General features: G+C 63.4%; 7 protein-coding genes. 3 read left to right on the forward strand and 4 right to left on the reverse strand.

Annotated elements, in window-relative coordinates; genetic code table 11:
• Positions 1-200: 200 nt before the first annotated feature.
• The gene (locus E7813_RS00930; RefSeq protein WP_291569931.1) at positions 201-3,386 is read left to right on the forward strand and encodes an efflux RND transporter permease subunit; all 3,186 of its coding nucleotides are present in this window, start codon (positions 201-203) and stop codon (positions 3,384-3,386) included.
• On the forward strand, positions 3,376-4,569 hold the full coding sequence (locus E7813_RS00935) for an efflux RND transporter periplasmic adaptor subunit (protein WP_291569934.1): 1,194 nt from the start codon (positions 3,376-3,378) through the stop codon (positions 4,567-4,569). The genes E7813_RS00930 and E7813_RS00935 overlap by 11 nt, the downstream gene beginning before the upstream one ends.
• Before the next feature lie 6 nt (positions 4,570-4,575).
• On the opposite strand, the gene E7813_RS00940 is transcribed toward E7813_RS00935, so the two are convergent.
• Positions 4,576-6,090 (reverse strand): acetyl-CoA acetyltransferase, encoded by a 1,515-nt coding sequence (locus tag E7813_RS00940; protein ID WP_291569936.1) that lies wholly within the window; start codon positions 6,088-6,090, stop codon positions 4,576-4,578.
• A gap of 106 nt (positions 6,091-6,196) precedes the next feature.
• On the reverse strand, positions 6,197-7,330 hold the full coding sequence (locus E7813_RS00945) for a nitronate monooxygenase (protein ID WP_291569938.1): 1,134 nt from the start codon (positions 7,328-7,330) through the stop codon (positions 6,197-6,199).
• 218 nt (positions 7,331-7,548) lie between these two features.
• On the opposite strand from E7813_RS00945, the gene E7813_RS00950 reads away from it, so the two are divergent.
• Positions 7,549-9,219 (forward strand): NAD(P)/FAD-dependent oxidoreductase, encoded by a 1,671-nt coding sequence (locus E7813_RS00950; RefSeq protein ID WP_291569940.1) that lies wholly within the window; start codon positions 7,549-7,551, stop codon positions 9,217-9,219.
• 18 nt (positions 9,220-9,237) lie between these two features.
• Here E7813_RS00950 and E7813_RS00955 read toward each other — a convergent pair whose 3' ends face one another.
• Together E7813_RS00955 and E7813_RS00960 are read right to left on the reverse strand one after the other, a co-directional pair.
• Positions 9,238-10,389 carry an aminotransferase class V-fold PLP-dependent enzyme gene (locus E7813_RS00955; protein WP_291569942.1) on the reverse strand — a complete coding sequence of 384 codons (1,152 nt, stop codon included), beginning with the start codon at positions 10,387-10,389 and terminating at the stop codon, positions 9,238-9,240.
• Between the two features lie 49 nt (positions 10,390-10,438).
• Positions 10,439-11,218 carry an SDR family oxidoreductase gene (locus E7813_RS00960; RefSeq protein ID WP_291569944.1) on the reverse strand — a complete coding sequence of 260 codons (780 nt, stop codon included), beginning with the start codon at positions 11,216-11,218 and terminating at the stop codon, positions 10,439-10,441.
• Between the last annotated feature and the right edge of the window lie 26 nt (positions 11,219-11,244).

Consider the following 11,244-nt stretch of genomic DNA (forward strand, 5'->3'; position numbering starts at 1 on the left):
CCGGGCCCGGCCAGCATCAACATTTTGCGAGCATCGCTGCTATTGTGGGCGGGGTTAACGATATCGCCCGGCGGCACGCGGGAATTCCCGCGGCGCGTTGGCATTTTCGGCGCAGTTCGGTTAAATCAGCGCCGACGATTTCCCTTGAGCCCGCGAGTTCCAGGCCCGCTGGCTAGCCTTGCCCCAGGATTGCCCGTTGCATGACAGCACTGGTCCGCATTGCCCTGAGCCGGCCATACACCTTTGTCGTGCTCGCGCTGCTGCTCCTGATCATCGGACCGCTCGCGGCGCTGCGCACGCCGACCGATATCTTTCCTGAAATTCGAATCCCGGTGATCGGCGTGGTCTGGCAGTACACCGGCCTGCCGCCGGACCAGATGGCGGGACGCATGATTTCGCCGTTTCAGCGCGCGCTGACCACCACCGTCAACGACATCGAGCACATCGCGGCGAATTCCTACAACGGTTTTGGCATCGTCAAGATCTTCTTCCAGCCGAATGTCGATATCCGTATCGCCAACGCCCAGGTCACCGCGATTTCGCAAACGCTGATCAAGGCGATGCCGCCCGGCGCGACGCCGCCGCTGATCCTCAACTACAGCGCATCCACGGTTCCGATCATCCAGGTCGCGTTGTCGGGCGAAGGCCTCACCGAGCAAAATCTCGCCGATATCGGCATCAACCAGTTGCGCACGCCGCTGGTGACGGTTCCCGGCGCCGCGATCCCTTATCCCTATGGCGGCAAGCAGCGTGAGGTGCAGATCGATCTCAATCTGTCGGCGCTGCAGGCGCGCGGCCTGTCCGGCCAGGACGTCGCCAACGCACTCGCCGCGCAGAACCTTATCTCGCCGGCGGGTACGCAGAAGATCGGCAATTTCGAATACAACATCCAGCTCAACAATTCGCCGCTCAAGATGGAAGAGCTTGGCGACCTTCCGATCAAGACCGTCAACGGCGCCATGGTCTATGTGCGGGATGTGGCCAGCGTCCGCGACGGCAATCCGCCGCAAACCAACATCGTCCATGTCAACGGCAATCGCTCCGTTCTGATGATGGTGCTGAAGGCAGGTTACATTTCGACGCTGGATATTATCTCGGGCATCAAGCAGAAGGTGATCGACGTCAGGGACACACTTCCCGACAAGTTGAAGATCGGGTTCATCGGCGATCAGTCGATATTCGTTCGCGGCGCCATTACCGGCGTCGCCCGCGAAGGCATAATCGCCGCATTGCTGACCAGCTTAATGATCCTGCTGTTCCTGGGAAGCTGGCGTTCGACCATTATCATCGCGATATCGATCCCGCTCTCCGTGCTCGGCGCGATCGCGATGCTGTCGGCGATCGGCGAAACCCTCAACATCATGACGCTCGGCGGCCTCGCGCTCGCAGTCGGCATCCTCGTCGACGAGGCCACGGTCACGATCGAGAACATCAACTGGCACCTGGAGCATGGCAAGGAAGTTCGTACCGCGATCCTGGATGGCGCCAACCAGATCGTGGTCCCCGCGTTCGTCTCGCTGTTGTGCATCTGCATCGTGTTCGTGCCGATGTTTTTCCTGCAGGGCGTCGCGCGCTTCCTGTTCGTGCCGCTGGCGGAGGCGGTGGTGTTTGCGATGATCTGGTCGTTCATCCTGTCGCGAACGCTGGTGCCGACCATGGCGATGTACATGTTGCAGCCGCATCTGCACCATGGCGCCGCCGATGCACCGCCGCCGTCGCGCAATCCCCTGGTCAGGTTCCAGCGCGGCTTTGAGGCAGGCTTCGAGCGGTGGCGCGGCGCTTATCGCGACCTGCTGTCGCTCGCGATGGCGCGGCGGCCGATTTTCGTGATCGGCTTCCTCGGCTTCGTTGTGGCTTCGTTCCTGCTGGTGCCGTTTCTGGGGCGGAATTTCTTCCCCTCCGTCGATGCCGGTTCGATCCTGATGCACGTGCGCACCCAGGTCGGCACCCGCGTCGAGGAAAGCGCCAATCAGTTCGCCGAAGTACAGAAGGCGATCCGCAAGATCATTCCGCCTGCGGAAATCGATACGCTGGCCGACAATATCGGCATGCCGATCAGCGGCATCAACATGACCTACAACAACACGGGGGTGACCGGCCCGCAGGACGGCGATATCCAGATCAAGCTCAGGGAAGACCACCGTCCCACCGAATCTTACGTGAAGGCGCTACGCGAACAATTGCCGCGGGCATTCCCCGGCATGACGTTTGCTTTCCTTCCGGCCGATATCGTCAACCAGATCCTGAACTTCGGCGCGCCGGCGCCGATCGACCTTCAGGTTCGCGGCCAGGATCTCAATGCCAATTTCGCCTACGCCTATAAACTGCTGCGGCGGATTCGCCAGATACCCGGCATTGCCGATGCGCGCATCCAGCAATCGCCCAACTATCCGAGCTTCAATATCGACGTCGACCGGACCCGCGCGCAATATGTCGGGCTGACCGAACGCGACGTCACCAACAGCCTCGGCGTCAATCTGGCCGGCAGCGCGCAGGTCGCGCCCACCTACTATCTCAATCCGGACAATGGCGTGTCGTATTCGATCGTCATGCAAACCCCGCAATATCAGATCGATTCGCTGAGCGCGCTGCAGACCTTGCCGATTACCGCCGGCAACACCGACACGCCGCCTATTCTCGGCGGTATCGCCGACATCACGCGTTCGACTTCAAGCGCGGTGGTTTCGCAATACGACATCCAGCCGATGGTGCAGATCTACGCGACGCCGCAGGGACGCGATCTCGGCGCGGTCGCAGCCGACGTCAGGCGGCAGATCGCGGATACCGCCAAGGAGGTGCCGAAGGGCAGTTCGGTGGTGCTGCTCGGCCAGGTGCAGACCATGAACAGCGCGTTTTCCGGGCTGCTGTTCGGATTGCTCGCCGCCGTCGTGCTGATCTACCTGCTGATCGTAGTGAATTTCCAGTCATGGTCCGATCCGTTCGTGATCATCACGGCGCTGCCCGCTGCCCTTGCCGGCATCGTCTGGATGTTGTTCACGACGCATACCACGCTGTCGGTGCCGGCGCTGACCGGTGCGATCATGTGCATGGGTGTCGCCACCGCCAACAGCGTGCTGGTGATCAGCTTCGCGCGCGAGCGCTACGATGAACTCGGCGATCCCGTCGCCGCGGCGATCGAAGCCGGCTTCGTCCGCATTCGCCCGGTGGTGATGACCGCGCTGGCGATGATCATCGGCATGGCGCCGATGGCGCTCGGCCTCGGCGAGGGCGGCGAGCAAAACGCGCCGCTCGGACGTGCGGTGATCGGTGGCCTGCTTTTTGCTACCGTGGCGACGCTGATGTTTGTCCCCGTGGTGTTCAGTATGGTACATAAAAAGCAGGGCGCCAAAGCGGCCGCCTTACCGGAGACACCCGATGTCCACTGAGCAAAGCCCGCCGGTCTCTCGCCGGAAGCTGGGCATTTTCGGGCTGGTAGCCGGAATTGCCGCGGTGCTGGTGGTGATAACCGGCATCCGGGCGCGCGAGGAAGCGAGCGCGAAGCTGCGCGAATGGACCGACAACCAGGCTGTCCCGACCGTGGCCGTGGTGCTGCCTGATGCCAGGGCCCTTGCTGCGACACTCGACCTGCCCGGCCGGCTGGAGGCGTATTATCGTGCGCCGATCTTTGCCCGCGTCAGCGGTTATCTCAAGAGCTGGACCGCCGATATCGGTGCACAAGTCAAGGCTGGCGAAGTGATTGCCGAGATCGAGGCCCCGGACCTCGACCAACAACTGCTGCAAGCGCGCGCCGACCTCGCCAACCAGCAGGCCAGCGCGAAATTGTCGGAAGTTACGCTGGCCCGCCGCAGGACGCTGATTGCTTCGAATTTCGTTTCGATGCAGGAAATCGACGAGCGCACCGCCGATCTTTCCAACAAGAATGCTTCGGTCAAGTCCAGCCAGGCCAATGTCGAACGGCTCGAGGCACTGGCCGGTTACAAGAAGATCACGGCGCCGTTCGACGGTATCGTGACCGCGCGCTCCACTGACGTCGGCGCCTTGATTAACGCCGGGGGAACCGCCGGCCCGGCAATGTTCGTGATTTCCGACATCAAGAAGTTGCGAGTCTACGTCAACATCCCCCAGAACTACGTGCCCGCGATCAGGCTCGGCGCCAAGGCCGTGATCTCGGTGCCGGATTATCCCAACCGTACTTTTTCCGCCACCGTTGAAGCTTCGTCGCAATCGGTCGATGTCGGTTCCGGCACCACGCGGATGCAGCTCGGGCTCGACAATGCCGGCGGCGAGTTGATGCCGGGCGGCTACGCCAATGTGCGCATGTCTCTGGTGCGCGAGGGAGTGCCGCTGCACATTCCCGCCAGCGCCCTCATTTTCAACCAGAACGGCCTGCGCGTGGCGACGGTGGATTCGGACGACCGGGTGCTGTTCAAGACAGTGACCATCGCGCGCGATCTCGGCCGCGACATCGAACTGGCGTCGGGCATCTCCGCCGACGACCGCGTCATCGTCGCCCCCCCCGACGGCATGGCCGATGGCGACCAGGTTCACGTCGTTGGCGCCAAGGGCAGGCCGGCGACGGTGTCGGAAGGACAGGACAGCAAGGGGTAGGGGCCACTAACCCGCCCGCCATTCCAGCACGCCATCATCCGCGCTAACGATATCGCCCAGCGAACCCACCGGCGTGCGATCCATGTTCAGAAGATGCGCCAGCGTCGCGCTGTCGCTTGCGGGCACCCGTGCCAGCGCCCGGGTTTCTTGCGGCGTGCGCATCATCACCACGCCGTGCTCGACCTCGCCGCCGCGGCCATAGATCACGGTAAAACTTTCGACCGTACCCTTGCCGGTGGCTTCGGTGACGAATTCCGGTACCACGCCGCGATGCCGATCAGCATCGGCCTGCACGCTGGTGTCCTGCGCCAGCGCAGCCGGCGACTTCGCGCGCGACAGGACCAATGCGTGATGCTTGGTGACGAAACCGCCCTGGCCGTAGAGCAGGCCGAGCCGGGCGCCATCGCGCAGCTTCCGCACCATCGCGCAGGCGGCATGGGTCATGTAGGTGTTGAGCGGCGCGCCGAAGAACGTCAGGCCGCCGGTCACCGTCGGTTGCACGTCGGGGCCGAGGCTGAGGGTCCGCCGCGCCATTTTCGGCACGCAGGGAAAGCAACTATAGAGCTCGATCGCGTCGAATGCCTTGCCGTCGCCGCCGGCAAGGTCCATCATCGCCTTGAGCACGGCGTTCTGCGGATGACTCTCGAAAAACTGGTCGCGGACGAGATAGTCGCGTGGCTCTTCCGCCGAAGCGCCACCCCAGATGTGAACAAGGCGATGCTCGGCAATTCCGGCAGCGCGCGCCTTTGCCAGGCTGGTCATCAGGATCGCTCCGCCCATGTTGACGGTCGGATTGGCCACCATCAGCTTGGTATAGGGCCAGGCGATCAGCCGGTTGTCCGGCGTCGGTGTTGTGATCTCGTCCGGCGTGAAGCGCCGCTTCAGCCATGAATTGGGGTTTTGCGACGCGACGCTGGAATAGGTCGACCACAACTGGCCGGATTCCGCCATCGCCTCGCGCGGGGTCTGGCCCCAATGCGCCGAAGAGGCCGCTTCATAAAACGGATACACCGTGATCGGCCTGAATACGCCGAGCTTCACGGCCATCGGCTTCTGGAACGCGGCGCCGCGTTTCGGTTCAGGGACATCATGTGCGAACGGCGTCCACGGCAGTGTGAGACCGGCGCGCTCGGCCTTGGTAGCGGTAGACTGCGCTTCGGCGCCACAGACCGCAGCAACGCTGCATTCGCCGCGCGCGATGCGTTGTGCGGCTTCATGCAGGTAGCGGATCGGGCTTTCGCCGCCGACCGGGCCGTAATAGGCATGCGCCGGCTTGATACCAAGGCGATCGGAGAGCTGCGTGGCCGGATCGCGATAGCGCCAGCTCAGGAAATTGACGATGTCGAGCGACTGGATTTCGCCAAGCAACTTGCCGCCGCTGTCCTGCTCGGCGCGCTTGAGCGCCTCGACCAGCAACGTGAGTGGCTCAAGTCCCGCCGCGATTTCCTGCGGGCGATCGACGATCTCGCCGACGCCGACGATGACGGGGATGCGGTCTTCGGAGACGGCTGTATTCGCCATTTTCTTGTTTTCGCGTTCGTTCATTCGCTTCAGCCGTCATTGCGAGCGAAGCGATCCATAGGATTGCTTCGTCGCTACGCTCCTCGCAATGACGAGGCCTGTGCCACTATTCCGCTACCAGCGCGTTCAGATGCTCAACCGCCTCGGCGAACTCTTCCTTGAATTCCTGCACCACGGCGCCCGCGGATTTCACGCTGTCGATCAGGCCAACGCCTTGTCCGACGAAGTAACTGACGAGGTCGCGCGCCTTCGCGTTGCCGGCAGCCGCCGAACGGTCGATCGAGTCGAACGCGTCGCGGCTGATGATGCTTTGCAGCGGCATCGGCAGCGCCCCGGGGCTGTCGGGTCCGCGATCCCAGGCGTCGGTCCAGACCGAACGCAATTGCCGCGCCGGTTTGCCGGTGCGGCCCCTGGAGCGGATAGCGTCGCGCGAGGAGGCCGCGATCATCTTTTCGCGGAAGATTTCGGTGGTCTCGGATTCAACGGTCGCCAGCCACACCGAGCCGGTCCACACGCCCGCGGCGCCCATTGCCATGCACGCGGCCATCTGCCGCCCGGTCATGATGCCGCCCGCGGCCAGCACTGGCACATCGCGGATCGGCTTGATCGCCTTGATCACCTCGGGCACCAGCACCATGGTCGAGACTTCGCCGCAATGACCGCCGGCCTCGGTGCCCTGCACCACGAGAATATCGACGCCGGCTGCGACCTGACGGATCGCGTGTTCCTTGGCGCCGACCAGGGCTGCAACGGGAACGCCGTGCTTGCGGCCCATCTCGATCATCGCCTTCGGCGGCACGCCCAGCGCATTCGCAATCAGGCGGATCGGGTGCCTGCACGAGGCGTCGAGCACCTCCAGCGCGCGCGTCGCGTCGAACGGCTGCGGCTGATGGGGATCGACCTCGGTCGTCGTCAGCTCGACGCCGTATTTCTTCAGAAGGTTGCGGGTGAAGTCGCGATGTTGGGGCGAGACCCGCGCCTCCAGGCTTTTCCAGGTGACGTTCTTTTCGCCCGAGGTCGAGATGTTTTCGGGGATCAGCACGTCCAGCCCATAGGGCTTGCCGTCGACGTGGTCGTCGATCCATTTCAGTTCCCGCTGGATGGATTCGGGCGAATGCGTGGTGGCGCCGAGTACCCCGAAGCCGCCGGCGCGGCTGACGGCGGCTACCACGTCGCGGCAATGGCTGAAAGCCAGCAAGGGAAACTCAATTCCCAGCATCTCGCAGATCGGTGATTTCATGGTTGTGTTCACTCCCTGCGGCAGCTTGTCGGGGCTGCATTTTCCAATGTTGCGAGAACGCTAGCGCATCGGGGGCGGTCATGCCAAGCCGGGGGATCGCCTTCGTACCGCTCTGCGCCGGGAGAGGCGAGGAAGGGTCGTTTTGTCACTTGCGCTTTCATGCTGCGGATAGAATGCTAAATTGCGGTTCGAAAGAAATCCCAGGGGAGCGCGTATAGATGTCCGCCTTGCCATCCGTTTCAGGCAAAAACCGAGCTGTGGGCGCCGGGACTTACGATGTCGTGGTGGTCGGCGCCGGCTTTGCCGGTATGTACATGCTGCACCGGCTGCGTGGGTTCGGATTGTCGGCCCGCGTCTATGAGCAGGGCAGCGATGTCGGGGGCACCTGGTACTGGAACCGCTATCCCGGCGCGCGCTGCGATGTCGAGAGCATGCAGTATTCCTATTCGTTCTCCAACGAACTGCAGCAGGACTGGGAATGGAGCGAGCGCTATGCGCCGCAGCCGGAGATTCTGAAATACGCCAACCACGTCGCCGACCGGTTTGATCTGCGTAAGGACATCCAGCTCGACACCCGCGTCGATCGGGCGGCGTTCGACGAAGAGGCCAACACCTGGTCGGTGACTACGTCCGACGGCAACACCGTCGTGGCGAAATACGTCGTGCTCGCCACCGGCTGTCTCTCCAATGCGCGGATGCCCGACATCAAGGGTCTCGCCGGCTTCAAGGGCAAGGTCTATCACACCGGGCACTGGCCGCATGAACCGGTGGATTTCACGGGCTTGCGCGTCGGGGTGATCGGCACGGGATCGTCGGCGATCCAGTCGGTGCCCGTGATCGCCGAGCAGGCCAGCCATCTTACGGTATTTCAGCGCACCGCGAATTTCTCCATACCCGCCCGCAACGCGGCGCTGACGCCGGAAGAGCGGGATTCGTTCCGCTCGAACTATCCGGAACTCAGACGCGTAGCGCGCGAGGAGACCAAGAACGGCATCCTGCAGGAACTGCCCGACCGAGGCGCGCTCGACGACGGCGACAACGAACGGCGTGTGAAATACGAAGCGCGCTGGAGCCGCGGCGGCCTCACCTTCATGTCGGTCTACAACAATCTTGCGATCGACAAGGCGGCCAACGACACCGCTGCGAATTTCGTCCGCGGCAAGATTGCGGAGATCGTAAGGGATCCCGGGACCGCCAAACTGCTGCAACCCAACAACCATCCGATCGGGACGAAGCGCATCTGCATCGACACGGATTATTTCGCGACCTTCAACCGCCCGAATGTGACGCTGGTCGACATCAAGTCCGACCCGATCGAGGAAATCACCGCAAATGAGGTGCGTACCGGGGCCAGGGACTACAAGGTCGACGCGCTGGTGCTGGCCACCGGCTTCGACGCGATGACCGGCTCGGTTGCCAGGATCGATATCCGCGGCCGCAACGGGCAGACGCTCAACCAGAAATGGGCGGAGGGCCCCAAAACCTATCTCGGCGTGATGAGCGCAGGCTTTCCCAACCTCTTCATCATCACCGGCCCCGGTAGCCCCTCGGTGCTGAGCAACATGATGGTCTCGATCGAGCAGCATGTCGACTGGATCGCCGACTGCGTTTCTTACCTGCGCGACCGCGACCTGGTTTCGATCGAGGCGAAAAAGGATGCCGAGGAAAAGTGGGTGGCGCACGTCAACGAGGTCGCGCAAACCACGCTCTATCCGCAGGCCAACTCCTGGTACATGGGCGCCAACATCCCGGGAAAGCCGCAGATCTTCATGCCCTATATCGGCGGCGTCGCGGTCTACAGGCAAATCTGTAACGACGTCGCGGCAAAGGGCTATGAGGGGTTTGCGATGACGGCTGCGGAGCATCCGCGCGCTGCAGCGGCGTCTTGAGCGCCGTCGGCGGCTCCGTCAGCCCCGCAACCGCCGACCCAACGCCGCAACGAAGCGATCGGCATCGGCCTCGTCGTTGAAAACGTGGGGAGAGATGCGCATGCGGCCAAGACGCGCTGCGACGTAGACGCCCTCGGTTGCGAGTCCCTCAACGAGGCCCGCCGGCAACCCATCCTTGAAGCCAAGGCTCAGGATATGCGGTGCCCGCACACGGCGCTCCGGCACGCCGACGCCGAACCCGCGCACGCCTTCCGCGATCCGTTCGGTCAGCATCAGGAGACGCTGGACAATGGCGGCCTGGCTCCACTCAGCCATCATTTCCATGCCGATCGAGGCCATTTCCATCGAAATGAAATGATCGCGCTCGCCCATGTCGAAACGCCGGGCGTCGGGAACGTAGCGAGTATCCGTGAAATAGACTTCGTTCTCGGCGCGCACGTCGCGGCGGCCGAACGCGGTCTGCTCAAGCGGGATACCGCCCTGATGGCGCCTGGCAATGTAGAGAAAGGCCCTGCCGTAGGGTCCGAGCAGCCATTTGTAGGTCGGAAAAATCACAAAATCCGGGTCGAGGCGCCGCACGTCCATTGTCAGTACGCCGGCGCTGTGCGTCGCATCGATCAGGAACATCGCTCCCCGCTGCCGGAGGGCCGCGCCGACTTTTTCGATGTCGATCGACCCGCCATCGGACCAATGCACCGATGAAATCGAGGCGAGGCTGACCAGGGGTGCGCCCGATCGTTCGATCGCCGCCAGAACCGCTGAAGTCCAATCGCCGTCTGCCGGACGGCGAATCGTCTCGACCGTAAACTCCTCGGCATCGGCCCGCGTTTGCCATTCGAGCACCGGAGAGGAATGATCGTTTTCCAGCACGATGACGCGCGTGCCGCGGGGGATCGTCAGAACCTTGGCCGCGGTCGCCACTCCGTAACTGATCGAGGGTATCAGCGCGATGTCGGCCGGGTCGGCGTTGATCAGGCGGGCAGCCGCAACCCGCGCGCGCTCGTGCTGGCCGTTTGCGAACGCGGCGTCGAGCGTCCAGGGCATGGCTTTGCGTCCAACCGCGGCGCGGGCCGCTTGCTGAGTTCGCAGCGGCAGTGGACTGTAGGAGGCCGAATTCAGATAGCAGATATTGCGCGGCATCTCGAACAGGTCGCGCTGCGAGCCAAGCATCTGGATGATCTCTTGTTGAGGATGGTGGATTGCTTCGTTCTGCTCGCAGTCAAAACGCGGTATAGCCGCCGTCGATCACAAAGCAATCGGCGGTGTGGTACGAGGACGCCCCGCTCATCAGGTAAACCGCGATGCCGCCGAAATCCGCGGGCTCGCCGAACCGCCGCATCGGAATCCGCGGCATCACGTTGGCGACGAATTTCTCGTTGGCCATGATGCCGGCGGTCATCTCGCTCTTGATCCAGCCGGGCAGGATGGCGTTGGCGGTGACGCCCTGGCGCGCCAGTTCGACCGCGAGCGCGCGGACCAGCGCGTTGATGGCGGCCTTGGTCGCGGCGTAGTGCTCGTTGCGCGCGGTGCCGAACAGCGATGCGAGACTCGAAGTTGCGACCAGCCGGCCGAACGCGTCGCCAGCCGTGGCGCGCTCGGTCATATGACGGGCCGCGGCCTGAAACACATGGAACACGCCGTCGAGGTTGGTCGCGAACATGCTGCGCCACTGTTCCTCGGTGCGGTCGATGAAGGCGTGGCGCCCGCCGCCGCCGATGCCGGCATTGGCAAAGCAGCCATCGACCCGGCCGAATGCCTGCAACGTCGCGGCCATCGCCGACTTGACCGAGGCGGGGTCGCTGACGTCGCAGATACGGGTATCGACCTTGCCGGCGCAGCCGGCCATGATCGCGGCGGCGTTTTTGTTCTTGTCGGCGTTGCGGCTCCAGATCGAGACGTTGCACCCGGCAGCCGCCAGCGCCTGCGCGATGCCAAGGCCGATGCCGCCATTGCCGCCGGTGATGACGGCCGTGCGGCCGGAGAGATCGAAGATATTCATGGGGTCGTTTCCGTGGGTTTGGCGCG

The sequence above is a fragment of the Bradyrhizobium sp. genome (assembly GCF_004799405.1).
Classification (GTDB): Bacteria; Pseudomonadota; Alphaproteobacteria; order Rhizobiales; family Xanthobacteraceae; genus Bradyrhizobium.

Bases quoted from the DNA above. Each gene is read 5' to 3' on its own strand.
- E7813_RS00930 (WP_291569931.1), top strand. From the start codon at position 201: ATGACAGCACTGGTCCGCATTGCCCTGAGCCGGCCATACACCTTTGTC.
- E7813_RS00935 (WP_291569934.1), top strand. From the start codon at position 3,376: ATGTCCACTGAGCAAAGCCCGCCGGTCTCTCGCCGGAAGCTGGGCATT.
- E7813_RS00940 (WP_291569936.1), bottom strand. From the start codon at position 6,090: ATGGCGAATACAGCCGTCTCCGAAGACCGCATCCCCGTCATCGTCGGC.
- E7813_RS00945 (WP_291569938.1), bottom strand. From the start codon at position 7,330: ATGAAATCACCGATCTGCGAGATGCTGGGAATTGAGTTTCCCTTGCTG.
- E7813_RS00950 (WP_291569940.1), top strand. From the start codon at position 7,549: ATGTCCGCCTTGCCATCCGTTTCAGGCAAAAACCGAGCTGTGGGCGCC.
- E7813_RS00955 (WP_291569942.1), bottom strand. From the start codon at position 10,389: ATGCTTGGCTCGCAGCGCGACCTGTTCGAGATGCCGCGCAATATCTGC.
- E7813_RS00960 (WP_291569944.1), bottom strand. From the start codon at position 11,218: ATGAATATCTTCGATCTCTCCGGCCGCACGGCCGTCATCACCGGCGGC.